Annotated in this window: 20 protein-coding genes; 15 read left to right on the top strand and 5 right to left on the bottom strand. The window is 59.6% G+C overall.

What is annotated here, in order from left to right; genetic code table 11:
- Positions 1-92: 92 nt before the first annotated feature.
- The 6 genes from ACIGHL_RS02885 (at position 93) to ACIGHL_RS02860 (ending at position 5,282) form a co-directional block, all read left to right on the top strand.
- On the top strand, positions 93-1,337 hold the full coding sequence (locus tag ACIGHL_RS02885; RefSeq protein ID WP_128119261.1) for an OprD family porin: 1,245 nt from the start codon (positions 93-95) through the stop codon (positions 1,335-1,337).
- A gap of 215 nt (positions 1,338-1,552) precedes the next feature.
- The gene (locus ACIGHL_RS02880) at positions 1,553-1,957 is read left to right on the top strand and encodes an ElaB/YgaM/YqjD family protein (RefSeq protein WP_046162154.1); all 405 of its coding nucleotides are present in this window, start codon (positions 1,553-1,555) and stop codon (positions 1,955-1,957) included.
- A 20-nt stretch (positions 1,958-1,977) separates the two neighbouring features.
- Positions 1,978-2,358, top strand: a complete 381-nt coding sequence (locus ACIGHL_RS02875; protein WP_128119301.1) for a phage holin family protein — start codon at positions 1,978-1,980, stop codon at positions 2,356-2,358.
- On the top strand, positions 2,355-2,657 hold the full coding sequence (locus ACIGHL_RS02870; RefSeq protein WP_128119260.1) for a hypothetical protein: 303 nt from the start codon (positions 2,355-2,357) through the stop codon (positions 2,655-2,657). Before ACIGHL_RS02875 ends, ACIGHL_RS02870 begins: the two co-directional genes overlap by 4 nt.
- A 193-nt stretch (positions 2,658-2,850) precedes the next feature.
- Entirely contained in the window at positions 2,851-4,182 is a 1,332-nt protein-coding gene (locus tag ACIGHL_RS02865; RefSeq protein WP_128119259.1) for a deoxyguanosinetriphosphate triphosphohydrolase, read from the top strand.
- A 5-nt stretch (positions 4,183-4,187) separates the two neighbouring features.
- Entirely contained in the window at positions 4,188-5,282 is a 1,095-nt protein-coding gene (locus ACIGHL_RS02860) for an FUSC family protein (protein ID WP_128119258.1), read from the top strand.
- Here the strand turns inward: ACIGHL_RS02860 and ACIGHL_RS02855 are convergent.
- Complete coding sequence (locus ACIGHL_RS02855) at positions 5,272-5,616, bottom strand: YggL 50S ribosome-binding family protein (protein ID WP_128119257.1); 345 nt, start codon at positions 5,614-5,616, stop codon at positions 5,272-5,274. The two genes, ACIGHL_RS02860 and ACIGHL_RS02855, sit on opposite strands and share 11 nt — an antisense overlap.
- Positions 5,617-5,902: 286 nt before the next feature.
- Here ACIGHL_RS02855 and dacB point away from each other — a divergent pair, with 286 nt between their 5' ends.
- Entirely contained in the window at positions 5,903-7,363 is a 1,461-nt protein-coding gene (gene dacB, locus ACIGHL_RS02850; protein ID WP_216707270.1) for a D-alanyl-D-alanine carboxypeptidase/D-alanyl-D-alanine endopeptidase, read from the top strand.
- Between the two features lie 132 nt (positions 7,364-7,495).
- On the opposite strand, the gene rlmKL is transcribed toward dacB, so the two are convergent.
- Positions 7,496-9,676, bottom strand: a complete 2,181-nt coding sequence (gene rlmKL, locus ACIGHL_RS02845) for a bifunctional 23S rRNA (guanine(2069)-N(7))-methyltransferase RlmK/23S rRNA (guanine(2445)-N(2))-methyltransferase RlmL (RefSeq protein WP_128119256.1) — start codon at positions 9,674-9,676, stop codon at positions 7,496-7,498.
- A 352-nt stretch (positions 9,677-10,028) separates the two neighbouring features.
- On the opposite strand from rlmKL, the gene rmf reads away from it, so the two are divergent.
- The gene (gene rmf / locus ACIGHL_RS02840; RefSeq protein ID WP_082082129.1) at positions 10,029-10,244 is read left to right on the top strand and encodes a ribosome modulation factor; all 216 of its coding nucleotides are present in this window, start codon (positions 10,029-10,031) and stop codon (positions 10,242-10,244) included.
- 90 nt (positions 10,245-10,334) lie between these two features.
- Here the strand turns inward: rmf and ACIGHL_RS02835 are convergent, their stop codons facing one another.
- Complete coding sequence (locus ACIGHL_RS02835; protein ID WP_128119255.1) at positions 10,335-11,375, bottom strand: quinone-dependent dihydroorotate dehydrogenase; 1,041 nt, start codon at positions 11,373-11,375, stop codon at positions 10,335-10,337.
- A 106-nt stretch (positions 11,376-11,481) separates the two neighbouring features.
- The gene (locus ACIGHL_RS02830; protein WP_045431722.1) at positions 11,482-11,703 is read right to left on the bottom strand and encodes a DUF2835 domain-containing protein; all 222 of its coding nucleotides are present in this window, start codon (positions 11,701-11,703) and stop codon (positions 11,482-11,484) included.
- Positions 11,704-11,871: 168 nt separating this feature from the next.
- Between ACIGHL_RS02830 and ACIGHL_RS02825 the strand changes: the two genes are divergently transcribed.
- On the top strand, positions 11,872-12,795 hold the full coding sequence (locus ACIGHL_RS02825; protein WP_128119300.1) for a DUF6685 family protein: 924 nt from the start codon (positions 11,872-11,874) through the stop codon (positions 12,793-12,795).
- A 146-nt stretch (positions 12,796-12,941) separates the two neighbouring features.
- On the opposite strand, the gene ACIGHL_RS02820 is transcribed toward ACIGHL_RS02825, so the two are convergent.
- The gene (locus ACIGHL_RS02820) at positions 12,942-17,789 is read right to left on the bottom strand and encodes an NAD-glutamate dehydrogenase (RefSeq protein ID WP_128119254.1); all 4,848 of its coding nucleotides are present in this window, start codon (positions 17,787-17,789) and stop codon (positions 12,942-12,944) included.
- Between the two features lie 321 nt (positions 17,790-18,110).
- Between ACIGHL_RS02820 and ACIGHL_RS02815 the strand changes: the two genes are divergently transcribed.
- From ACIGHL_RS02815 to ACIGHL_RS02790, 6 genes are read left to right on the top strand one after another with little or no spacing between them, the layout of a single operon-like run.
- Positions 18,111-19,070 carry an AAA family ATPase gene (locus ACIGHL_RS02815; protein ID WP_046162160.1) on the top strand — a complete coding sequence of 320 codons (960 nt, stop codon included), beginning with the start codon at positions 18,111-18,113 and terminating at the stop codon, positions 19,068-19,070.
- On the top strand, positions 19,070-20,041 hold the full coding sequence (locus tag ACIGHL_RS02810) for a DUF58 domain-containing protein (protein ID WP_128119253.1): 972 nt from the start codon (positions 19,070-19,072) through the stop codon (positions 20,039-20,041). The genes ACIGHL_RS02815 and ACIGHL_RS02810 overlap by 1 nt, the downstream gene beginning before the upstream one ends.
- A complete protein-coding gene (locus ACIGHL_RS02805) occupies positions 20,038-20,538 on the top strand; it encodes a DUF4381 domain-containing protein (RefSeq protein WP_128119252.1) in 501 nt (166 codons plus the stop codon). The genes ACIGHL_RS02810 and ACIGHL_RS02805 overlap by 4 nt, the downstream gene beginning before the upstream one ends.
- A complete protein-coding gene (locus tag ACIGHL_RS02800; RefSeq protein ID WP_128119251.1) occupies positions 20,531-21,544 on the top strand; it encodes a VWA domain-containing protein in 1,014 nt (337 codons plus the stop codon). Before ACIGHL_RS02805 ends, ACIGHL_RS02800 begins: the two co-directional genes overlap by 8 nt.
- A complete protein-coding gene (locus ACIGHL_RS02795) occupies positions 21,541-23,268 on the top strand; it encodes a VWA domain-containing protein (RefSeq protein ID WP_128119250.1) in 1,728 nt (575 codons plus the stop codon). The genes ACIGHL_RS02800 and ACIGHL_RS02795 overlap by 4 nt, the downstream gene beginning before the upstream one ends.
- Positions 23,265-24,887, top strand: coding sequence for a BatD family protein (locus ACIGHL_RS02790; RefSeq protein WP_128119249.1), 1,623 nt, complete (start codon positions 23,265-23,267; stop codon positions 24,885-24,887). Before ACIGHL_RS02795 ends, ACIGHL_RS02790 begins: the two co-directional genes overlap by 4 nt.
- The last annotated feature ends 28 nt before the right edge of the window (positions 24,888-24,915 follow it).

Genomic DNA, 24,915 nt, shown 5'->3' with positions numbered 1-24,915 from the left:
TAAGGTCTAAAGGCTCAAATACTGAGGTAGTGTTTTATTACACGGCGCCAAAGAGCGACTTCAGAGCATCATCCAACGAGGAGAAATAAGAAATGCTCAAGACCCCAATCGCCCGGGGCGTGGCCCTTGCCACTCTGGGAGCAACACTAGCTATTCCAACCATGGCTCAAGCTGCGTTCGTTGAGGACAGTAAGGCTGGTTTGGAACTGCGTAACTTCTACATGAATTCTGACAACCGTTCCGTTCCTTCCTCGTCTCAATCGAAGAGTGAAGAATGGGCTCAGGGCTTTTTGCTGAGAGCAGAGTCTGGCTATACAGAAGGCACGGTCGGTTTCGGCGTAGACGCACTAGGCCTCCTGGGTGTGAAGTTGGATTCCGGACGCGGGCGTACTGGGACCGGGCTACTGCCTACTGATAACGACGGTTCTGCTCCAGATGAATATTCTGAACTGGGACTCACAGCCAAAGCTAAGATCTCCAGCACCGTATTGAAAGTCGGCACGCTTGAGCCGAAGAATATGGCAGTTGCACGGAGCGATTCTCGCTTGCTGCCGCAGACTTTCAAGGGCAGCCAGCTAATCTCGCAAGAAGTGAAAGGATTGACAGTTGACCTAGGCTATCTAACCGAAGTGAATGAGCGCAATGACTCACACTACGAGGATCTCAAAGGCGCTTTGAAAGGCGGCACCACCGCCAATGATATAGACAATTTTATCTTTGCTGGCGCTAGCTACAAGCTGTTAGACAACCTCACCGGCAGCTACTACTACAGCAATCTGGAAGAAGCCTACAAGCAGCACTCGTTCAACCTCGTTCACGTGCAGCCGCTTGGAGAAGGTCAGTCACTGAAAACTGATCTTCGTTATGCCCGTTCTAGCGATGACGGCTCTTCAACAGTTGACAACAAAGCGTTAGGTGGAATGGTGACCTACTCGGTTAGCGGCCACAGCTTCGGTCTTGCCTATCAGGAAATGAAAGGCGACACCGGCTTTGCTTACCTGAGCGGTACAGACCCATTTCTCGTCAATTACGTCATGATCGCTGCGGATTTTGCTAACGCGAATGAAGAGTCTTGGCAGGCTCGTTATGACTATAACTTCGCTGCGATCGGGATTCCTGGCCTGACCTTTATGACCCGCTATGTAACCGGCGACGACTTCGGCGCAGGTGGCAATGGTAAGGAATGGGAGCGCGATACAGATATCGCCTATGTCTTCCAGGAAGGCGCCCTGAAGAACCTGGGCGTGAAATGGCGTAACGGTACTTATCGCAGCAATAGCACTCGCGATATCGATCAGAACCGCCTGATCGTCAGCTACACTATCCCGTTGATGTAATAGCGGCTGCAGCGTGAAAACGCGGTAGAGAGGGAAACCCGCTTCGGCGGGTTTTCTTTTTCCTGGCCTTTTCTCATGCTGCGGAGCCTTCGTGAACTTCGGATAAATGGCTGCTCCAAGCGCTTTCAACCGAAACGGGAACCTTGCACCGCCTGCACGCTCGAAACCCTAAGCATCGGGCCTAACGTCCCTGCGAGACTCAAGAGGAACTGCAGATGTCTACCGAATCAACTTTCGGCACCAGCGACAACACGCCAATCCCTGACGGAACAACCGAAACCCACAGCTCATCCCTGATCGACAAGTCCGCTCATCGTCGCAATCTGCAGGCAGCTCAGAATGCGCTCATCGAAGAATTCCATACCCTGATCGGCGATACCGAGCGCCTTTTGAAACACACGCAGGATACTGCCGGCACCCAGACCGAAGAGCTCCGCGGCAAGATTAACGCCAACCTCAGCCGGGCCCGCCAGATGCTTAAGGATCAGGAAGGCACCCTGAAGGAACAGGGCCAGGCCGCCATCCAATGCACCGAGGAGTATGTTCATACTCACCCATGGCAATCGATCGGTATTGCGGCGGGAGTTGGCTTTCTCTTCGGCCTGATTACCCGCCGCTAATAATGTGGGGAACGGATCCAATGGAAACCAGACACGCTGATGACGCCCCTGCGCCGTCCATCAAAAAGATGGGCAGCGCGGTTGCTGGCCTCGTACAAGGGCATCTGGAACTCATCGGAATTGAGATTCAGGAAGAGCGGGCGCGGGTGTTCAAGCTGTTTCTTCTGGCCAGTCTCAGCTTAATCCTTGGGTTGCTGATTCTCGTTGGGCTGTCGGCGGCAATTGTGATCGCCTTTTGGGACAGCAACCCTATCGCGGCGATTCTGGTTCTCTGCGCTATCTATGCGGCTGTGCTGGCCGTTTGTATCAGCCGCGCCATACGTCTCGCCAAAGAAAGCGTCTCGCCTTTTCAAGCGACGGTCGAAGAATTGGCCCGCAACCGGGAGCGTTTACTGCCATGAGCCTTCCACTCAGCAGCTCCGGCGATCTAGCCATGCGCAAGGACCTGGTTCGCTTGCGCATGGAAATGAACCGCCAACAAGTCCTGTATCACTCACAGCCGTTAGTCCATCCTTTCCAACGAATCAAGGGAATGGTCTCGAGCCGTGGCACCACCTCGGAGCACCATAGCGGGAAAGGCCCACTGATGATTGCCGCGACTGTGGGGCTTACCCTCTTTGGCCGTCGACTGGGCAAGGTCGGCAAACTGGCCAGGGTGGGCATAATGCTCTACCCCCTAATCCGCAGGCTGCGGCACTAGCCGTAGACATGGTTTTTGTGCGTGACTCAGGTGATACGCCTCCCAGCTAAATGCTGATGGTCTCGCGGCCAGCAACTCCTGTAGGCTGGCAGCCTTCTACAGGAATGGTTATCAGGCTGCTCAGTTGTGCGTGCAGAGGAATCTGATCCGCTGAGCAAGCCGTCCCCACTGGCGACATCAAGGAGGTTGCTCTTTGGACTGGCACACGCTGCTCAATCGTGAGCGGCTCGGAAAATCTGTACGCAGCAATGAAGAGCTTGGTCGGAGTCCGTTCCACAAGGACCACGACAGGATCATCTTTTCCGGTGCGTTCCGCCGGCTTGGGCGCAAAACCCAGGTGCATCCGGTATCAAGCAACGACCATATTCACACACGCCTTACCCATTCGCTGGAGGTCAGCTGCGTTGGCCGCTCGCTCGGCATGCGCGTGGGTGAAGTGCTTCGCGATGACATGCCAGAGTGGTGCAGCCCAGCAGACCTCGGCATGGTGATCCAGTCCGCCTGTTTGGCTCATGATATCGGCAATCCACCGTTCGGCCACTCCGGAGAGGATGCCATCCGCCATTGGTTTCAACAGGCTGCCGCACGTGGTTGGCTGGATGACATGAGCAATGCCGAACGCGCTGATTTCCTCAATTTCGAGGGCAACGCCCAAGGTTTCCGGGTGCTCACCCAGCTCGAGTACCATCAGTTCGACGGCGGCACACGCCTGACCTACGCGACGCTGGGAACTTACCTCAAGTACCCCTGGACATCGCGTCATGCTGAGGCGCTTGGCTACAAGAAACACAAGTTCGGTTGCTACCAGAGCGAGCTGCCGTTACTGGAGCAGATCGCCGCTAAGCTCGGCCTTCCAAAGCTGGACGAGCAACGCTGGGCGAGACACCCCCTGGTCTATCTGATGGAGGCTGCCGACGATATTTGCTATGGGCTCATCGATCTCGAAGATGGCCTTGAGATGGACCTTCTGGAATATGGCGAGGTTGAAGCCCTACTTCTGAATCTGGTGGGCGATGACGTGCCTGAGACCTACCGGCAGCTGGGCCCAGAAGGCTCACGTCGGCGCAAGCTGGCGATCCTCAGGGGCAAGGCCATTGAGCATCTCACCAATGCCGCCGCGGAAGCTTTCGTCGAACAACAGCAGGCGTTGCTGACCGGTCAGCTTACTGGAGATTTGGTCGAGCATATGCATGGCCCAGCCAAGCAATGCGTCCTGCAGGCCAAGGCTATGGCCCGGGAAAAGATTTTCCAAGACAAGCGCAAGACACTGCACGAGATTGGCGCCTATACGACACTCGAAATACTGCTCAACGCCTTCTGTGGGGCAGCACTGGAGCAACACGGGGGGCGCACTCTATCGTTCAAGAATCGCCGCATCTTGGATCTGCTAGGAAACAACGCACCAGATCCTGACTGGCCGCTGTATCAATCGTTTGTTCGAATGATCGACTTCATCGCAGGCATGACTGACAGCTACGCGACCGAGATGGCCAGCGAAATGACCGGACGCTCGAGCCCGACGTGAGTCTGATGAAGAAGTCGCTATGGAAGTATGTCGGCTGGCAGCCTGGGCGCCCCGCCTGGGGTGCTGCCGCAGTCGCCGGTCTGGGTTGCGCCCTGCCCTTGCTGCTGGGACTGTTTAGCGGGCATCCAGGCTTCCTGTGGGCGACGGTTGGTGCATTCCAGGCAGCAAAGGCGAACCCACTCCACCGCCTCGGCATGCTGCGAATGCTGCTCTTGATTGGGCTTGGCGCCGGTAGCGCCGGGCTCGGCTTCTGGTCAGCGACACACCCCCTGATCAGTCTCGGCCTGTTTGCCTTTTACGGCCTGTTGCTCGCATGGCTGCAACGATATGGCAGCGAGGCCGGTAAGCTCGGGATAGGTCTGGCCATCTGCTTGTGTCTGGGCCAGGGCCAGCATGGCGTTGGCGATTTCAACAATCCTCAGGCGATTGCCGCGCTGTTCGCGCTGGGCGGCCTTTGGGTCACTCTTCTAGCTTTCGGTCTTCGAGGCATGCATGGCTTGCGTATGTGGCCGTATATGCCACGACTGTTGAGCTTGTTGAAAGTGTTGCGCCGCCGAGCACGGCGCACACCCATTCGACAGTGGCGGCTGCACGCGATTAGCTACGTCCTGGCAGCAGCAATTGGCGGCCTGATTGTAACCCTGGCAGATCTGCCCCGAGGCTACTGGCTGACGCTTGCGGTGTTCACCACTCTGCAGATGGACCTTCAGCGCAGCTTCGTTCGCGCCCTGCAAGCCAGCATCGGGATCTTCTGTGCAGCGGCGGTGTTGATCTATATGGGCCACAGCCTGGCCGATCCACCCATGATGGTCATGATCATGCTGCCGTTGGTAATGCTCAGCCGCGCATTCCAATCACACCACTATGGCTTATTCGTTCTGCAGACAACCTTGAGTTTCGTTCTGCTGGCCGAAACGTTGGCGCAAGATTGGGGTTTGCCACAGCTGCGTCTGATTAATGCCGCCATTGGCGTGGGCGTGGCGCTGGTTGTTACCTTACTCATGTACTTACTGCGCCGGCTGGTTACCCGGATTGCGTTGCGCAAATCCAGGCATCCAGCCGCAACCGATCAGGGCAGGGATGATTCGATCACGCCTTAGCGTTGATCTCGTTTTCCGGGTACCAAACGTCCATCAACGGGCTCACGTTGAATTCGGACAGTTCTTCGCGGCCCTTGAGCCAAGCCTCTACCTGACCGCGCTGCTCTTCATTGACCGAGCCGCGACTGGCCAGGCAGACGAAACCGTAATCTTCGCCGCCAATATAGCCCAGACCGTTGATCTCGATGGCTTCGCTCAGGAAGGCTTCCAGAAACGCATCGACCGCCTTGGCTTCGAGACCATCACGGTAGGTCAGACTGACCTCGAAACCCAATTCCTGGAATTCATCGACACAAAGTTTTTTGCGCAAACGACGCGAGCGATTGGTAGCCATTGATTCGGTCCTTACATAACGATAATAACGGCGCGCACTCTAACAGCAACGGACGGCTAGTGCGATTGCCGGGCCGGCCTGCTAGACCAATATTTCCAAAACGGCGACAGCTCGCTAAGTCTTTATTTGCAGGGAAGGGAGCCAGACGTCTACGCTTGTCGGATGAGAAGCACGACACTTCTCGGACGTGGGCATAATGGCCCGCCATTCTTCCCTGAACGCTGTAGGGAACCTCTATATGCCATTGATCTCGAGTCTGTCTGCCCCAGTCAATCGGAGCGGCGCGATTAGCCAGTTCCTCTCCCGTGTCGCCGCTGCCGCGCTAGCGCTGCCGCTGGCGTTTCCCGCCTTCGCCGAAACCGTCAATCAAACCTTACCGCCCCGCGTGGCGCAGGCGCTTAAGGCAAACAAGATCGAGAACAGCGCGCTCTCCGTCGTCATGCTGCCGCTCAATGGCAACGGATCACCGACGTTCGTTAACGCGGACGTCTCGGTTAACCCAGCCTCGACCATGAAGCTGGTCACGACGTACGCCGCATTGGAACTGCTGGGTCCTAACCACCAGTGGAAGACGGAGTTCTATGCTGACGGACCGATTGAGAACGGCACGCTAAATGGCAACCTTTACCTCAAGGGCGGCGGTGATCCGAAGCTCAACATGGAAAAGCTCTGGTTGTTGCTGCGAGACCTGCGCGCCAACGGCGTAGATACCGTTACGGGCGATCTTGTCCTCGACCGCAGCCATTTCGTGCAACCGACGTTGCCGGTCTTCGACGACGATGGCAATGACAAGAACAAGCCCTTCCTGGTCGGACCAGATGCACTCTTGGTCAACCTCAAGGCACTTCGCTTCATCGCCCGCAACGATGGCGGCAACGTCAAAGTCTTGGTCGAGCCGCCAATTGCCACCGTTCAGATCGACAATCGCATTCAGGCATTGCCAAAAGCCAAATGCCCGGGATGGCCGGACATCCGCTACAACCCGATTGAAAACGGTAATGGGGTAACCGTGGTCGTCACCGGCAAGCTGCCGGCTGGATGCAGCGGACAGACTTACCTGTCAGTACTCGACCACCAGCGCTACGCCGCCGGTGCGGTACGGGCGATCTGGAAGGAGCTTGGCGGCACTATTCTCGGCGAGGATCGAGTAGCGCCGGTGGTCAAGGATGCAAAGATGATCGCACGAGCCTACTCGCCAGATCTGGTCGAGATCATTCGCGACATCAACAAGTACAGTAACAACACCATGGCGAGGCAGTTGTTCCTGAGTTTGGGCGCCGAATTCCGTAACGAAGCGGATGCAGATGATTCCATGGCCGCGCAGCGGGTCATCCGCCAGTGGCTGGCGAAAAAGGGTTTGATTTCGCCGCACTTGGTCATCGAGAACGGATCCGGCCTGTCGCGGGCCGAACGCGTCAGCGCACGCGAACTGGCCAGCCTGCTACAAGCCGCTTGGAAAAGCCCATACGCGGCAGAGTTCATATCATCCATGCCGCTGGCCGCGGTGGACGGCACCATGCGCAAGCGCTTGCGCAATACAGGGGTTGCCGGCAAGGCGCATGTCAAGACCGGAACGCTGAACACAGTGCGCGCAATTGCAGGTTATAGCCGCGACAACGACGGCAATACCTGGGCCGTCGTCGCGATCCTCAACCATCCTCGCCCGTGGGGCGCTTCCTCGGTGCTGGATCAGGTACTGGTGAGTCTGTACAACCGTCCGGCCAACGAAAATACCGCGCAACGTTAGTCAATTCAGTGCCGGCGCCGAGAGACCGCCGCCGGCGCTGGACTTACGGCAGCAACCCTAGGTAACCGCCTCAGGCACCACTCGTGCGCTGCGCTGGGACCGCAACGCAGTAGCGCCCCACCCAGAAGTCGATCAGCGTGCCTGCAGTTTCCAGGCACGATGAATCTTGCTGTTGCGGCGAAAATCCTCGTCCAGAGTGGCGCTGGTGATTTCTTCCACGGCGTAGCGCTCGGCCACGCCCGCGTCGAGTAGGAACTTGCGGAAGTTGTTGGAAAAATACAGCGTGCCGCCAGCAGCCAATCTCGCCATCGCCAGGTCGAGCAAAGCGACATGATCGCGCTGGACATCGAACACCCCTTCCATGCGCTTCGAGTTGGAGAACGTCGGCGGGTCGATAAAGATCAGATCGTATTCGCCACGATCCTCCTCTAGCCAGGCCATAACGTCAGCCTGCTCCAGACGTTGTCGATCTGACAGACCATTCAGTGCCAGATTGCGTCGCGCCCAATCCAGATAGGTTTTCGACAGATCAACACTGGTCGTGCTGCGAGCGCCGCCCTTGGCCGCGTGAACGGTTGCAGTTGCGGTGTAGCAATACAGGTTCAAGAAACGCTTGCCAGCCGCCTCGCGCGCGATACGTTGACGCATCGGCCGATGGTCAAGAAACAACCCGGTATCGAGGTAGTCGGTGAGATTCACCAATAGCTTGACATCGCCCTCTGTGACTTCAAGAAAGGTTCCCTGACTGGCCTGACGCTCGTACTGCCGCGTTCCACTCTGGCGCTCACGACGCTTGACCACAACACGGTCCTGGGAAATGCCCAGCGCCTGAGGGATGGCGCCCAACGCGTCGTACAGTCGCGCCTGGGCTTTCTCAGGGTCAATCGAGCGCGGCGGCGCATATTCCTGCACATGCACCCAGTCGCCATATAGATCGATCGCCAGGGCATACTCGGGCATGTCGGCATCGTACAGGCGGTAGCACTGGATACCTTGCTTGCGGGCCCACTTGCCCAAGAGTTTCAAATTTTTCTGCAGCCGGTTAGCGAACATTTGGCCGCCTTCACTGAGGCGCGCCAACTCCTGCACAGGTTTGTCTTCGTTCTTTGGCTCAGTAGCGGATGGACGTTGGCCAGTGACGAACTGGTCCAGTTCGACCTTAATCAACAACAATTTGCAAGGCAGCGCACCGTTCCAGAAGGCGTATTGCTTGTGGCTGCGGATTCCCATGCGCTTGCCCAGCTCCGGTGCGGAGGTCAACACCGCCGCTTCCCAGCCGAGGCAGGCCTGTCGCAGTCGCTCACCGAGGTTCTGGTAGAGATAAACCAGACTCGCCTCATCGCCCAGACGCTCGCCATACGGAGGATTGCAGATGACGAGGCCTTTCTGATTCTGGTCAGGCCGAGGCTCGAACGTCGCCACATCACCCTGATAGACCCGGATCCAACTCGCCAGCCCCGCTCGCTCTATATTGTTCTTCGCCGGTTGGATTAGGCGTGGGTCGGCCTCGTAGCCACGTATCCATAATGGCGGTTTGGCCATGCCCGCTTCGGCACGCGCCTGTGCTTCGGCATGCAGACGGTTCCACAGTGCCGGCACATGTCCGAGCCAGGCACTGAATCCCCAACGTTCGCGGCGGAGATTAGGTGCAATATCTGCCGCCATCATTGCGCCTTCGACAAGAAAGGTGCCGACGCCACACATCGGGTCGGTTAGCGCGCCGCCAGCAGCAGCAATGCGAGGCCAGCCCGCACGAATCAGTACGGCGGCTGCGAGGTTCTCTTTCAACGGCGCCGCGCCCTGCTGGAGACGGTAGCCGCGCTGATGCAGGCTGTGTCCGGACAGATCCAGAGATAGCACCGCCTGCCCACGATCCAAACGCAGATGGACACGCAGGTCCGGATTCAACTTATCGACACTGGGGCGTTCGCCGGTCGCCGTACGGAGTCGATCGACGATGGCATCCTTGACCTTGAGCGCGCCGAAGTGAGTATTGTCGATGCCAGATCCATGACCGCTGAATTCAACCGCCAGGCTACCGGTCGCCGCGAGATGCTCTGACCAGTCGACTTGGTGCACACCTTCATACAGCGTTTCGGCGTTCACCGTGGCGAAGCGCTCGATCACCAACAGTACTCGGTTAGCCAGCCGAGACCAGAGACACAACCGATAGGCAACCTCCATGCTGGCATAGCCGCGAATTGCTGCGGTTTGCTCACGCGTCTCCTCGAGCCCGAGCTCTTTGGCTTCTTGGAGCAGCAGGCCTTCGAGTCCTTTAGGACACGTGAGGATAAGTTCGTGGCGATCAGTCATGTCATGTCCAGTCAATTATTCGATTCGGTTGGGCAGCCTTCCGAATCTCGATTCGATATATCGCGCGGTTTCCGACTGTCTTTCGTCGCGAAGCAGACGCTGCGGTACAACACCGGGAGCGCCGGGAGCGCTCCCTGCCTGCCTTATAGGCGGTGCTACGATTTGGTGACCTACTTATTACAAAACGATCATTCCCGCTTTGCAGTCATTGGGTTAGAACTCGACTCAGCCCGGCATCGCAACGATGCCGGAAGAACCCGCCACGCCGGCAGCGGGCTTCACCGGCAGTCTATCTGCCAACCTCGCCATGAGGACAACGGAAACACCAGTCAACCACTGAGGGCAATACCCAATGAGAAGACTCAAGCGTGATCCGATGGAACGAGCATTTCTACGCGGTTATCAGCATGGCATACACGGTAAATCTCGCGATCTCTGTCCTTTTTCTCATCCCGAAGTACGCCAAGCCTGGATTAACGGCTGGCGGGAGGGTCGCGGCGACAACTGGGACGGTCTGACCGGCGCGGCCGGTATCCACCGACTGAACGAACTTCACGCGGTCGGCTGACACAATCAAACCGACTTCGACTGGCACGCCCCATCCGGGCGGCGGGCTTGAAGCCCGGGGCTCCCATCGGGAGCCCCACCGAAGAACAGCTTAACGATTCGTTTCCTTCCGAGATTGCAGTGCAGCGATGGCGTCTACAGCCTCGCGAATCAGCGCTGGCCCCTTATATATAAAACCCGTGTAAAGCTGGACCAGACTTGCTCCGGCCTCGATTTTTTCTGCCGCGTGGCGCCCTTGCGTGATCCCACCAACGGCAATGATAGGCAGGCGGCCCGCCAAGGTTTCGGCCAACACCCTGACGGTGTGGGTGCTCTTTTCTCGCACCGGAGCACCGGAAAGCCCGCCCGCCTCATCGGCATGGGCAAGCCCTGCCACACCGTCACGACTCAGCGTCGTGTTGGTCGCGATAACTGCATCCATTCCGGCCTGGAATACCGCTTCGGCAACCAGCCTGGTTTCCTCGTCGGTCATATCCGGCGCGATCTTGATGGCCAGCGGCACACGCTTACCATGAAGCACTTCGAGGTCTTCGCGGCGCTGGCCTAGCGCGTCAAGCAACTGCTTGAGCGAGTCACCGAACTGCAGGCTGCGCAGCCCCGGTGTATTGGGCGAACTGACGTTCACAGTGACGTAACTCGCCTGGTGATAGACCTTGTCTAGGCACAACAGGTAATCATCCTGAGCGCGTTCGACCGGCGTGTCGAAATTCTTGCCGATGTTGATACCCAGGATGCCCTTGAAACGAGCCGCATCGACCCGCTCCAGCAAGGCATCGACGCCGTGATTGTTGAAACCCATACGATTTATGATGGCTTCGGCCTCGGGCAGCCGAAAAATGCGCGGCTTTGGATTACCAGGTTGCGGCCTTGGCGTCACAGTACCCACTTCGACAAACCCGAATCCGAGCTGCGACATCCCGCAAATCGCCTCGCCGTTCTTATCCAGTCCGGCCGCCAGTCCCACCGGGTTAGGGAAATCCAATCCCATCACCCGCACCGGCAAACTGGCCGGTGCCTTGTTCAGCATGGCGTTAAGGCCTAAACGGCCGCCCGCGCCGATAAGATCAAGCGACAGTTCATGGGACGTCTCAGGCGTAAACTTGAAAAGCAGCTGGCGGGCCAGGTTATACATACGCAGCCTAGATCCTGGAAAGTGTGGCGCGAGAGTATAGCAGGCGGGCATTACTCACAGCGGGCGCAACGTAGCGCCCTGATCTGGATCATTCAAAGAAAGACGTCTATTCGAGTCGGCGCAAACGAATCAACTTGCCTTCCGGAGCAAACTCCATCTCGAATGAACCAAACACACCGGCAGTTGTCAGAAAGGGTCGCAGATGATGTGCCGGCAAGCTGACGCTCTTTCCTTCCCGGCTTTTGATCAGGATACGATTGGCGCGCCCCTGATAGACCGCCAGCAGCTTATCGGCGGGCAGTGCAATATCCAGCAAGAGGCTTGGCATGGAGGCTCCCTCATTGATCAGCGCAGCGATTTTGCCATACCGGCTCTCTAGCAGTGACCTATCACTGCTGTTCGTTGCCGAACTCGACGTAGAAAAGCTCGGCAAATACGGTGCACAGCGTGGACGGCTCTGCCACACTTCGACCGTTGCCCTATGCGTTCATCTACCATGATGAGTCTGCCCGAGCCGATGCCGCCCGTGACTTCACGAATCGTCAGATTTGCCCAACGCCTTGGATTGACCGGCAAATCGCCGCGTCAGGTCCTCGAGCACGCCAGCCAGATCAGCTTACCCTTTGCCCCGCTCTCCGAGCCGGCGCCGAGCATCTTCTGGCACGACGGCCCTTGTCTGCAGCGATTCGCTGATCTACCGAGAAGCGCCCTATCTGGCCCGATTCAGGAAGACAAGGCCAAGGCTCACGCTGCGTTGACGCGGCTCGTGCGTCAGGAACAGAGCGCTTATCCATCGCTCGACTTACGTCAGGTTGACGGTCTCGGTGGGCAAAGTACTGACGGAGCAGTCTACCCGACCTTCGAAGCACTGGCCGCTACACCCGCTTGTCGCCAGTTACGCGTGATCAGCTACAAGGATTTCATACGGACCATCACCGCTGCGCTGCCGGGCTACAACGAACAGACCCCAATCGAGCTTCGTCAAGCCAGCTGGCTCGGCGAGCGGATTTACTGGAGTGGCGAGCACCATGCCGAGGCCTTCGCCTGTGCAATCGCTTACGCACGGCTGCGGGGGCTGGAGGTCAACCTTCCCTGCGAACTCACCGATTACCGGCTCGATGCAGCCGGTCTACAGGCCCTCGATAGTGACTACCACGCCGTCACCATGCCAGCACAAGCGTGGAGCGACCGAGGATTCATGGGGCTGCTGCTCGAAGCGAAGATTCCTTATGCGCGCTTGACGCTGCTGCGCAACGCTAATAACTCCGAACTGCTATTGCTGGACAAGGCGCAACCCGCTGCGAATGCCTTGGGAGAAGGACTCAAGCTCGCCGGCGCTCCGGATATGGTTCGCTACTTGCGCGACTTGCCGCAGATCACGCGTTTCCGCCTCGGCAACCGGACGCTACAAGCGGATTGACCTATCCGACGCAACTGCGACAGAGCTCAGGCAACCCCTCCCCGACCAGCACCATTTGCAGCTGAATAAAAAACGCCGATGCACAAGGCACCGGCGTTTCATCTCAGACGAAATCAGCCGCCAGGAAACCCGGCGGTGAATCGCACCTAGCGTCTCGCACTTTCCAGCGCGAGGTCTTGTAGCTCGCGACCGGCAACAGCGTACATGGCGTAATCCACACTGCTGGCACTGCGCAGCTCGACCAGCATTCGCCGCCAACGCTCGACCTGATATTCCCGTTGCTCCAGCCAAAGCTGAACGCGTGCATCTAGGTTTTCAGGCGCCTCGGCCATCTGCAACACCGATACCGTAATGGCGCGCTGCTGACTGTCCAAATCATCGCGGAAGCTTTCCCGAGCCAGGGCTTGCCAGTTGTTGTCCACCGGCAGACCCGTCACCTGCTGAAGGTACCAAGGCAACTCCAACGCGCCGCCGACCGCGAAGTAAGCCGCGGCAACGTCGGCAGGTGGCTGCCCGGTTTCATCAGCAGCTTCCAGGATTGGAAGCAGCGTATAGAGATGATTGGTGCCGGCCACCATTCGCGCCAACAACTCGGGGACCCCGGCGTCGGTGTACCGCTCGTAACGCGCCTGCCAGAGCTCGCGTGTTCCGCCCTGCAACAGCGCATCGAGCTTCAACCCGAGCGCCGCGACCCGCGGCCCGAAGTGCCCAACGTCACGTGCAGCGTCCAGCTCGCTTCGACGGTTGCGCAGGAACCAGCGGGTCGCTCGCCGCCCCAGCCGCATCAGTTCATCCATGAGGTTGAGCTGCAATTCGGACGGGACCTTGTAATCGAGCGCTTCGATCTGGCGGAACCAATGGGGTAGATGGAAGATGTCCCGCACAATTACATAAGCACCCGCAACGTTGGCGGCACTCAGGCCAGTCGCCTCTCTGAGCCGCTGAACGAAGGTGATCCCCATGTTATTGATCAGGTCGTTGGCGATCTGCGTGCTGACAATCTCGCGCTTGAGACGGTGTTGCAGCATCGCCGGGCGATACTGCTCGGCTAGCAGCTGCGGGAATGCGCTTTCCATCTCCCGAGCAAGATAGGCATCGTCCGGCACGCGAGACTGCAGAAGCGCCTCCTTCAGTTCGATCTTGCTGTATGAAATCAGCACCGACAGCTCAGGTCGCGTCAATCCCTTGCCCAGGTTTGCGCGCTCGGCCAGCACCTCGTCGCTCGGCAAAAACTCAAGCGCGCGATCCAGCAAACCGTCAGCTTCAAGGGAACTGATCAGTCGCTTGTATTCACTGCCGCTCTCATGGGCGCGACGTTCGGCCTGCGATAGTGCCTGGGTCTGCTTGTAGTTGTCGTGCAGCACCAGTTCGGCCACGGCGTCGGTCATCTCGAACAGCAACTGGTCGCGCTGCTTGCCGGTCATGTCTCCAGCACTGACGATCTCGTTGAGGAGAATCTTGATATTGACCTCGTGGTCGGAGCAGTTCACCCCACCGGCATTGTCAATGAAGTCCGTATTTGCCGCGCCGCCCTGCAAGCAGTACTCGACGCGCCCCAACTGGGTGATGCCCAGGTTGCCGCCTTCGCCGATGACCTTGGCACGCAGCTCGTTCCCGTTGACCCGCAAGATGTCGTTGGCCTTGTCCCCAACGTCTGCATGGGTCTCCGCGGTGCTCTTCACATAGGTGCCAATGCCGCCGTTCCATAGCAAATCGACCGGCGCCTTGAGCAATGCGTGGATCAGTTCGGCCGGGGTCAGCTGATCCGCCTCGATCTCGAACCGCGCCTTCATCTGTGGCGTGATCGCGATGCGCTTGGCTGAACGGGGAAACACGCCACCGCCAGCGGAAATCAATGAAGAATCGTAATCGGTCCAGGATGAGCGCGGCATATCGAACAGGCGCTGCCGCTCGACAAAGCTGCGCGCAGCGTCCGGGTCGGGATCGATGAAGATATGTAGATGGTTGAAAGCGGCTACCAGCTGCAAGGTGTCGGACATCAGCAAGCCGTTGCCGAACACATCGCCAGCCATGTCTCCAATGCCAATCACGCTGACGTTGTCGCGCTGGACATCGATGCCCCGCTCGCGGAAGTGCCGCTGCACCGAGACCCAGGCGCCCTTAGCGGTGATGCCCATCTTTTTATGGTCGTAGCCAGCAGAACCACCCGATGCGAAGGCGTCGCCCAACCAGAAGTCGTACTCCGCAGCGATGCCATTGGCAATGTCGGAAAAGGTTGCGGTGCCCTTGTCAGCGGCAACCACTAGGTAAGGATCATCCTCGTCGTAGCGCAGTACGTTGACAGGCAGTACGACGATGCCTTCTTTGAGGTTATCGGTGATGTCCAGCAGGCCGCTGATAAAGATTCGATAGCAAGCGATGCCCTCGGCCAGCACCTCATCGCGCGAGCCGTTGGTAGGCAGACGACGTGGCACGAAACCACCCTTGGCGCCCCCCGGCACGATGATGGCGTTCTTCACCTGCTGCGCCTTAACCAGTCCTAGCACCTCGGTGCGGTAGTCCTCTTCCCGATCGGACCAGCGCAAGCCGCCTCGCGCGACTTTGCCGCCTCGCAGGTGTACGCCTTCCACACGTGGTGAATAGACGAATATTTCGAATTTCGGCGCCGGGCGCGGCATCTCTGGAATCGACCGCGAGTCTAGCTTGAAGCTGAAATAGCTCTTCGGTTTGCCGCTGGCATCGGCCTGATAGAAGTTGGTTCGCAGCGTTGCCTTGATCAGCGCCAGATAGCGCCGCAGGATGCGGTCCTCGTTGAGCACCGCCACATCATCCAAAGCCGTGATGATGGCCTGCTCCAGCCGCGCCTGTTTATCAGCGAGGTCCTCTTCGCCGAGTTTGCGCGCCAGGTAGAACCGCATCTTGAACAGCCGCACCAGTTCGCGTGCGATGTCGGTGTGGTTGAGCAAAGCGCTGGCGATATAGCCCAGATCGAAGCCCATGCGAATCTGCTTGAGGTACCGGCCGTAGGCGCGCAACAGCGCGACTTCGCGCCAGGTGAGCCCTGCGGTCAGTACCAGCCTGTTGAACGCGTCATTTTCCGCCTGGCCGTTATTGATGGCAATAAACGCGTCCTGCAGCGGCTCGTTGATCTCCATCAGATCGATCTCGAGCCCTTCTGCATAGGTGAACGCGAAATCGTGGATCCAGTATTCACGGCCATCTTTGCGCCGTAGATGGAAGGGAAACTCACCCAGAACTCGTAGCCCCAGGTTCTCCAGGATCGGCAACATGTCGGACAACGGCAGCGGTGTATCCAGGTGATAGAGCTTGCAGTGCAGGCGGTTTTCCATCGCCGTGATCGGCTGATAGAAGCTCATCACCAACGGCCGTTGCCCGCTGAGGCTAAGCACGTGCTGCATATCAACAGCCGCCGATTGCGGCGCGAAACGCTCCCGATATCCAGCCGGGAAGCCTTTAGGGAAGTCGGCGAGAATGCCGGTACCCTGGGCTTCGCCAAAACGCTCGATGACCACGTTCGAGTAGTCGTCTTGCCAGGTTCGGCAGGCCTGAACCACCTCGTTTTCCAACTGGACCGGATCGAACTGCACCTGCTTGTTCGGATCCAGACGCAGCAGGAACTGCACGCGGATCAAAACGGACTCGGAGAAGTAGGTGGAAAATTCACAGCCGCTGGCTTCCAGGCGGTCCACCAGCACCTGCTGGATACGCAGGCGCGTCTCGGTCGAATAACTGTCGCGGGGGACATAGGCCAGGCAGTAGCAGAAGCGCCCATACGGATCGATGCGCAGGAACAGGCGCAGCTTGTTGCGCTCCTGAATTTGCACAATGGCGATAGCGGTGCTGAACAGCTGATCGAGCGTCATCTGGAACAACTCGTCGCGCGGCAGCACTTCCAATACCTGAGTCAGCTCCTTGGCCAGATGCGCCGAATCATCGAATTGCGACCGCTCGATCACCTCCGCTACCTTGCTCCGAATATAAGGGATTCGCCGCACGCTCTGTGTGTAGACCGAGGACGTGAACAGCCCGAGGAAGCGGCACTCACGGGTAACCCGCCCTTGCTCGTCGAACTCACGAATGGAGACGAAATCCGGATAAGCCGGCCGGTGCACCCGGCTCGGAGTAGCCGCCTTGGCGAATGACAGCAGCAGCGGCTCGCGCAGATAGGCCAAGGCCGGCGGCATGATCAGTTGATCATCTGCTTCAAGGCCTGTGCGTAGATGGCGCGACAGACCTAGCAGCGACGCCTCGTCATATATAATGCGGCCGCCCTCGCCCTGGTCGACAACCGTGAACTCTTCGTATCCGAGGAAGGTGAAATGATCGTCAGCCAGCCAGCGCATGAATTCCATGCTTTCAGCCAGTTGCGCATCATCAGCCGTTTGCAGCATCGCCAGGCGGGAATGGTGCTCTTCGGCCTTCGCCTTCATCGCCGGAAAATCGGTGACGGCCAGGCGTACTTCAGCTAGCACGCCATGCAGCGACTGCTCCAATTCATGCAGAGCCGCAGCACTGGCGCAGCGATCGATTTCGACGAAGATCAGCGACTCAGCTTCGCTGTCTTCACCTGAGTTGCCCTTTGGCAGTAATTCGACCAGGCTGCCGTCTCCGTCACGGCGGACCTGCAGCACACTGTTCTGCAGGGTGTGAATGGCATAACCACGACGGGTCAGTTCCATGCGCACCGAGTCGACCAGAAATGGCATATCCGGGTGCAGCACCTCGACCACGCTGTGGGTCGACTGCCAACCGTGCTTTTCATAATCGGGGTTGAATACCTGAACGACAGGGCTGCTCGGGTCGAAGCGCTCCAGCAGACGCCAACTGGCCAGCGTCGAGCCAACCAGGTCGGTCATGCGCCGCTGAGTCAGCTCGGGCAATGCGACGATTCCGAAAAACTGTTCGGCGAAGAGCCCCACTTGTGGCAGGAGTTTCTCGTCGACATGCTGTGCCAGGGCCACTTTCAGTTGTTGCTGAAAATCGGCTTTGCTGGCAGCTGTAAAGAACGCCATTTTTTCGCTCCATTCTGGCTTGGAATTCGACTTGGGCAGTCGCGGGACCTGACCGGCAACGCAACCTGTAAGTTCAACGTTAGTTCAGCGGACCGGGAATGCACCCCACGCTGGTCTCCTTTGTCTGGCGACGCCAGCGACCCAGCAGTCACATTTAATTCAGGCGCATGACGAACAATGCGCGGCGCCGGCCAGTACAGACCATCGGCTGATCTGGCGTGACGAACTTGCCGAGCCGCGCATAGCCGGCCCCTCGGTAATGAATTAAAGTCGTGCCGGTCGAGCGCCCGCCCCGACACGCCCCTGCAGAAGAGCCAAGCGATGGATCACCGTGAAGCCATAGTCGCATTGCGACACTTTCTTTCAACTCAGATCCTTGGTCAGGAACGGCTAATCGAGCGTCTGCTGATCGCCTTGCTGGCTGATGGCCATATGCTCGTCGAAGGCGCCCCAGGACTGGCTAAAACGCGGGCGATCAAAGAGCTTGCAGGTGGCCTCGAAGCGGAATTCCATCGCATCCAGTTCACGCCCGATCTGCTCCCTGCCGACATCACCGGTACCGAGATCTACCGGCCGGAAACCGGCAGTTTCGTATTCCAGCAGGGCCCCATCTTTCACAACCTGGTGCTGGCGGACGAAATCAACCGAGCGCCTGCGAAGGTCCAGTCGGCGCTGCTCGAAGCCATGGCCGAGCGGCAGGTCAGCGTCGGCCGCAGCACCTACGACCTGTCGCCACTCTTTCTGGTCATGGCCACTCAGAACCCCATCGAACAGGAAGGCACCTATCCTCTGCCCGAAGCGCAGCTGGACCGCTTCCTGCTCCACGTTAAGTTGGGCTTTCCCGACGCTTCGGTGGAACGACGCATCCTCCAACAGGCGCGCGGTGAAGCAATCAATGGCGAAACCGCGCCCGAGCATCGAGTTTCTCAGCAGGCAATTTTTGCCGCACGCAAGGAAATCCTTGGCCTGTACATGGCCGACGCGGTGGAGGAATACCTGGTACAGCTGGTCATGGCGACGCGCACCCCCGCTAAGTTCGACGCAGAGCTGGCAGGCTGGATTGCTTACGGCTCCAGCCCGCGCGGCTCGATCTCGCTGGATCGCTGTGCCCGCGCCCATGCCTGGCTGGCTGGCCGGGACTTTGTCAGCCCTGAAGACATTCAGGCCGTGCTGTTCGATGTGTTGCGCCATCGCTTGATCCTTTCGTTCGAAGCGGAAGCCGCCGGTATCGATCAGGATCGCGTCCTGCAGCGCATCCTCGACGTGGTCGCGGTGGCCTGATGCAACCCTCGCGGTCCGCCGACGACAGGTCGCCGCCTACGAAGCCCGACGATGGGATCCGGGTGAGCCTTGCCGAGCTGATCGACATGCGTCATCGCGTCCGTGAAGTGCCCTTGTTTACCAGCCCGCATCGGCGCAGCCAGTTGGTCGGCTTGCACCACTCGAAGCTGCGCGGGCGTGGGGTGGATTTCGATCAGGTGCGCATCTACCAGGCCGGTGATGATGTCCGCACCATTGACTGGCGAGTCACTGCGCGCACGCAGGAGCCGCATACCAAGCTGTTTCATGAAGAACGCGAACGACCCATCTATTTGCTCGTAGAACAAAGTCCACGGCTGTTCTTCGGTAGCGAGCGGGCCTTCAAATCAGTGGTGGTTGCCCAGGCCGCCAGCCTGGTGGGTTGGGCCGCGCTAAGTCACAACGACCGCGTCGGCGGTCTCGTCTTCGGGCGCGGCGAACAGCAAGAAATCAAACCCCGGCGCAGCAAGCAGAGCCTGCTGCAACTGTTGGACCGCCTGGCCCGCGCCAATGCCAGTCTAGAAGCCGACCAGCCCGATGACCCCGAGGCCTTTGGCCTGGCCCTCAGGCGTGCACGCGAAGTGCTACGTCCGGGTAGCCTGGCGGTCATCATCTGCGACGAACGCGCCCTGAGCGATGCCGCGGAACAGCAGATGACCCTGCTTGCGCGGCATGTCGACCTGCTGCTGATCCCGGTCTGTGACCCACTCGATCGTGCACTACCGGCAGCCGGACTGTTGCGTTTTGCGCAGTTCGGCGCACGGCTGGAGCTGGACACCCATGACGCCGCGCTGCGACACACCTACCGACTGCAAGGCGAAGCGCGCAGCGCACGCTGGAAACGTCTGGCTGACCGTTTACGCCTGCCGTTAATGCCGCTGAATACCACGCGTGAACTAGTGGAACAGATGCGCGAGCACCTCATCGGGCAGCATAAAGGCGCGCCCCGATGAACGCTCTTGAGCTTGAACCCCTCATTACCCCAGCGGCTGTAAGCTGGTGGCCGCTGGCGGCCGGCTGGTGGTTCCTCGCCGCCCTGCTGCTCAGCGTTGTTCTTCTGCTGAAATTCCGACCCTGGAAGCGACTCCAGCGCGGGAAGCGAGGCGATTTGAGCCAACACGAACAACCCCTTGACCCGCAGCGCCAGACCGCACTGCTGGAACTTGCCCAGTTGGACAAGCCCTACAACGGCCAGCCGGCCAGCCACTGGCTGCAACAGCTCAATGCGTTGCTCAAACGCCTGTGTCGGATACGCTACCCGGACGATCACCCACATACGTTGAGCGGGCGTGCCTGGCTCGCATTTCTTGACAGTCGGTGTCCGGCGGCCGGATTGACTCGCTGGATGGTGTTGGTTGAAGGCACTTACCGCGCCGAGTGCCGGCTGGACGACAAGGCCATCCAAGGCCTAGAACAGTCCGTGCAGATCTGGATTCGCAAGCATGTTTGAGCTGGCCTGGCCGTGGGTCTGGCTCCTGTTGCCACTGCCCTGGCTGTTGCGCTGGCTTTTGCCAGTGTCCGAAAGTGGCGACGCGGCGCTGAAGGTTGGCTTTCTGGCCGAACTGGAAGCCATAGCCGGCCGCCGCGCCGCGATCGCCCTGCCCGGCTGGCGACAGCAGCTACCCTACCTGCTCATTTGGCTTCTGCTGGTATTCGCGGCTGCGCGGCCGCAATGGCTTGGCGAACCGCTGCCGCTTCCCACTAATGGTCGCGACCTATTGCTCGCGGTCGACGTGTCCGGGTCCATGGATTACCCGGACATGCAATGGCAAGGCGAAGAGGTCAGCCGGCTAGAACTGGTCAAACACCTGCTCGGTGACTTCATTGCCGAACGGCGCGGCGATCGCGTCGGGCTGATCCTATTCGGCAGTAAGGCCTACCTGCAGGCACCACTGACCTTCGACCGGCAAACGGTACGCACCTGGCTCGATGAGGCTGTGATCGGCATCGCCGGGAACAACACGGCCCTCGGCGACGCCATCGGCTTAGCCGTCAAGCGCCTGCGCGAAAGGCCAGCGAAAAGTCGCGTGTTGGTGCTGATTACCGACGGCGCAAATAACGGTGGCGAAGTCGAGCCCTTGCTCGCGGCTCGACTCGCCGCGGCGGCAGGCGTCAAGGTGCATATTATCGGCATCGGTGCAGAAGCGAGTGACAGCACGCTTAACCGCTTCGGTTTCAACCCCGGCGGCGATCTGGACGAAACGACCCTGCGCGCAATCGCACATGAAACCGGCGGCGAGTATTTCCGAGCGCGTACGCATGAAGAACTAGAAGCAGTCGGTACCACACTCGACCAACTCGAACCTGCAGCCCAACAGCCGGCTCAGGCACGCGTGGCCACTGCGCTTTATGCCTGGCCACTGGCGACCGCGCTGCTGTTCAGCTGGCTGCTGGTCGCGCGCAGCATCTGGCCGCTGTCGCTGCGTCAACTCGGCAGGCGGAGCACGCCATCATGAGCGAACTTCTGCCGCACTTGCTCAGACCGTTCTGGTTAATCCTTTTGCCACTACCGATATGGCTGTTGTGGCGGTTATGGCATCGACAGCGCCAGACAGGCCGCTGGCAGCGCCTGTTGCCCGAAGCCTTTCATAGCGTTCTGCTCACCCGCGGCAAGCTGCGTAACAGCAAGCTCCCTTGGCTTCTGCTTGGCTCCGCCTGGCTTTTAATCTGTCTGGCGCTATTGGGGCCAAGCTGGCAGCAGATCGAGCAGCCCAGCCTGTCACGCTCGGACCCGCTGGTGATCTTGCTGGAGACGACCCCGGCCATGCTGGCAACCGATGTGCGCCCAAGCCGGCTCGAGCAGGCCAAACGCAAGATCATCGATTTGCTCCAGACCCGTCAGGACGCGCAGACGGCGGTGGTGGTATTCGCCGGCAGCGCTCACACCTTGGTGCCGCTGTCCAACGACATGGCCACCACGCAAAACCTTCTGGATGCATTGAAACCCGACCTTATGCCCGAACCTGGTTACCGCGCTGATCTGGCGGTGATGCAAGGCATCGAACTGCTCCAGCAGGGCGCCAACGGCCGCGGCCGCCTGCTGCTGATCGGCAGCAGCCTGAGCGCGCCAGAACGCACAGCAATTGAGCAACTGCTCGAAGACAGCGATCAGTCGCTGCTCCTGCTCGGCATCGGAACCGAACAGGGCGCTCCGATTCCCCGTGAGGACGGCAGTTTCCTCAAAGATGATAAAGGCGCCATCATCATTCCTCGGCTGGACGACACTGCCATGCGGCGTTTTGCCAGCCGTATCGGTGGACGCTATCAGCAGGCTCGAGTCGATGATGCGGACCTGCGCAACCTCGGTTTGCTCGAACGCAACGGCAAGCTCGTGGCGCAAGACGAGACCACCCGTCTCGACAGCTGGCATGACCAAGGCTACTGGCTGCTATTGCCCCTGTTGTTGCTTGCCGCCTGTGCCGGGCGCCGGGGTTGGCTTTTCTGCTTGCCACTCTTCCTGTTCGTCCCGCAACCCGCCAGCGCTCTAAGCTTCGACGACCTCTGGCTACGCCCCGATCAGCAGGGCATGCGCCTGCTGGAGTCTTCTCGCCCAGACGAAGCCGCAAAACGCTTCAAGAATCACCAGTGGCAGGGCTATGCGCGCTACCAGGCCGGAGACTTTGCCGGCGCCGCCGAACAATTCAGCCAGGGCGACTCCGCAGACGACCACTACAACCGCGGCAATGCCTTGGCACGCAATGATGAGCTGAAAGCCGCCATCGAGGCTTATGAGCAAGCCTTGGAACTGGACCCCGGCCTGGACGTTGCGCGACGTAATAAAGCCGCAGTCGAAGCGGCCCTGCGCCAGCAACAGACTCAGGAAGAAGCCAATCCCGACGAGCCGACACCGCAAGAACGGACACCTGAAACCACGCAGCACAAGCAGGCGCGCGGAAGCAAAGGGCCAGCCGCATCGTCCGCTTCGACGGATCAAGCCACGACGCAGGCCCCGCCAAGCCAAGCGGGCGAGGTTTCGAGCGAAACACAGAACGAGGCCCCTCCCGAGTCCAACTCAGAAGCGACCGACCAGCCGATCGCACAGGCACAGGACGTGCCCGTCGATCCCGAGCAGGATCAGGCAATGAACCAGTGGCTGCGCAAGATTCCGGACGACCCCGGCGAGCTGCTAAGGCGCAAGTTTCTTTATGAACAACGCAAACGGCAGGAATTGAATCGATGATGCGCTGGCTGACATTGGTGTTTCTGCTGCTGCTGGGCCTGCAGACGAACGCCGCGACCTTGCTCGCTCGGGTCGACCGCACCGAATTGAGCTTGGACGAAACGGTCGAACTAACCCTGGAAACGGCCGATGGCACCGCCTTTGGCAAGCCGGACTTGCAGCCACTCGACGGCCTTTTCAAGGTGTCTGGTACTCGCCAGAGCAACCAGCTTGCCGGCGCCAATGGCGAGGCGAAGGCGATAACCCAATGGCAGGTCACGCTCCAGCCACAGCAGACCGGTTATGTCGTCATTCCCCCTCTGCAACTCGGCGATGCCCGCAGCGAACCCATCACCTTGCATGTCACCGAGCCCAGTGCGGGCGATAGCGATCTTCTTGCGCCGATTTTCATCGACGCCAGCCTCGATCAGGAAGTGGCCTATGTGCAGGCACAGGTGCTGCTGACCCTGCGTATCTACCATTCCGTATCGCTTTACGACGACAGCACCTTGTCCCCGTTGCAAATGAGCGACGCGCTGGTGGAGCGACTGGGCGAACCACGCACCTATGAAAAAGACATCAATGGGGTTCGCCACGGCGTGATCGAAATCCGCTACGCGCTGTTTCCGCAGAAGAGCGGCGAGCTGACGATCCCCGCACAGCTGTTCAGCGCCACCACGGTCGCACCGGCGACCGGTGATCAGTACGGCTCCAGGTTCGGGCGTTCGACTCAGGTGAAATCTCCCACCATTCCGTTGACGGTCAAAGCCAAGCCAGCTGAATATCCCGCCGACGTCCCCTGGCTGCCTGCCCGGAGCCTGACGCTGGTCGAAGCCTGGAGTCCGGAACCGGCGGACGCTCAACTGGGTGAAGCCCTGACCCGCAGCCTTTTGCTGAAAGCGGACGGACTGACCAGTAGCCAGCTGCCACCCATCGGCTCGACCGAGGTTCCAGGGCTGCGCAGCTACCCCGACCAGCCGACCCTGAACAACGAAATCACCACCAACGGCGTCAGCGGCAGTCGCGAGCAGCGCGAAGCCTTGGTCGCGACGCGCACCGGTGATTTCCAGCTCCCACCCGTTGAAGTGGTCTGGTGGAACACCCTTGACGATCGCCTGGAGCGCAGCACTTTGCCTGGGCGGAACCTGCTGGTCGCCGACAACCCGAACCTTCAACAGCCCACCATTGACACGCCAGACGTGCCTGAACAGCGTGAAGCGCGTCGGCTGTGGCCTTGGCAGCTGAGCAGCGCCTTGCTGGCGCTGACCACCCTGCTCGGTTTTGGCCTGTGGCTGCATGCGCGTAGCCAACCTGCGGTGATCCGCACCGTGCAGACCGGTCCGACCCCGCGCAGCCTGCTCGATGACCTGAAACGGGCCTGCCTGGCCAATGACACCCAGGCTACCCGCCATGCACTTGATGCCTGGGCGCGTCAGCAGCCCGAGACGTTGGCCGATATGGCGGCGCGCTTCGAGCCGCTGTCCGACGCACTCGATGGGCTAAACGGTGCACTGTACAGCGAGACCGGTCAACGCTGGCAGGGCGAAGCCTTGTGGCAGGCCATTCAGAGCCTGCCGGCAAGACAGGCTGGCGATGCAGAGCGGGAAGCCAGCGCACTGCCGCCGTTGTATCCGCGCTGAATTGCGGGATCCCGGTTCCGGGGTGACG

The sequence above is a fragment of the Pseudomonas sp. NPDC077451 genome (assembly GCF_044543345.1).
Taxonomy (GTDB): Bacteria; Pseudomonadota; Gammaproteobacteria; order Pseudomonadales; family Pseudomonadaceae; genus Stutzerimonas.
This window is presented reverse-complemented; position numbering and strand designations above follow the sequence as displayed.

Excerpts from the sequence above, each read along its gene's own strand:
- ACIGHL_RS02870 (WP_128119260.1), top strand. The coding sequence starts at position 2,355 with ATGAGCCTTCCACTCAGCAGCTCCGGCGATCTAGCCATGCGCAAGGAC.
- ACIGHL_RS02795 (WP_128119250.1), top strand. The coding sequence starts at position 21,541 with ATGAGCGAACTTCTGCCGCACTTGCTCAGACCGTTCTGGTTAATCCTT.
- ACIGHL_RS02875 (WP_128119301.1), top strand. The coding sequence starts at position 1,978 with ATGGAAACCAGACACGCTGATGACGCCCCTGCGCCGTCCATCAAAAAG.
- ACIGHL_RS02805 (WP_128119252.1), top strand. The coding sequence starts at position 20,038 with ATGAACGCTCTTGAGCTTGAACCCCTCATTACCCCAGCGGCTGTAAGC.
- ACIGHL_RS02880 (WP_046162154.1), top strand. The coding sequence starts at position 1,553 with ATGTCTACCGAATCAACTTTCGGCACCAGCGACAACACGCCAATCCCT.
- ACIGHL_RS02835 (WP_128119255.1), bottom strand. The coding sequence starts at position 11,375 with ATGTATAACCTGGCCCGCCAGCTGCTTTTCAAGTTTACGCCTGAGACG.
- ACIGHL_RS02800 (WP_128119251.1), top strand. The coding sequence starts at position 20,531 with ATGTTTGAGCTGGCCTGGCCGTGGGTCTGGCTCCTGTTGCCACTGCCC.
- rmf (WP_082082129.1), top strand. The coding sequence starts at position 10,029 with ATGAGAAGACTCAAGCGTGATCCGATGGAACGAGCATTTCTACGCGGT.
- ACIGHL_RS02790 (WP_128119249.1), top strand. The coding sequence starts at position 23,265 with ATGATGCGCTGGCTGACATTGGTGTTTCTGCTGCTGCTGGGCCTGCAG.
- ACIGHL_RS02825 (WP_128119300.1), top strand. The coding sequence starts at position 11,872 with ATGATGAGTCTGCCCGAGCCGATGCCGCCCGTGACTTCACGAATCGTC.
- ACIGHL_RS02860 (WP_128119258.1), top strand. The coding sequence starts at position 4,188 with ATGAAGAAGTCGCTATGGAAGTATGTCGGCTGGCAGCCTGGGCGCCCC.
- ACIGHL_RS02885 (WP_128119261.1), top strand. The coding sequence starts at position 93 with ATGCTCAAGACCCCAATCGCCCGGGGCGTGGCCCTTGCCACTCTGGGA.
- ACIGHL_RS02810 (WP_128119253.1), top strand. The coding sequence starts at position 19,070 with ATGCAACCCTCGCGGTCCGCCGACGACAGGTCGCCGCCTACGAAGCCC.
- ACIGHL_RS02820 (WP_128119254.1), bottom strand. The coding sequence starts at position 17,789 with ATGGCGTTCTTTACAGCTGCCAGCAAAGCCGATTTTCAGCAACAACTG.
- rlmKL (WP_128119256.1), bottom strand. The coding sequence starts at position 9,676 with ATGACTGATCGCCACGAACTTATCCTCACGTGTCCTAAAGGACTCGAA.
- ACIGHL_RS02815 (WP_046162160.1), top strand. The coding sequence starts at position 18,111 with ATGGATCACCGTGAAGCCATAGTCGCATTGCGACACTTTCTTTCAACT.
- ACIGHL_RS02855 (WP_128119257.1), bottom strand. The coding sequence starts at position 5,616 with ATGGCTACCAATCGCTCGCGTCGTTTGCGCAAAAAACTTTGTGTCGAT.
- ACIGHL_RS02830 (WP_045431722.1), bottom strand. The coding sequence starts at position 11,703 with ATGCCAAGCCTCTTGCTGGATATTGCACTGCCCGCCGATAAGCTGCTG.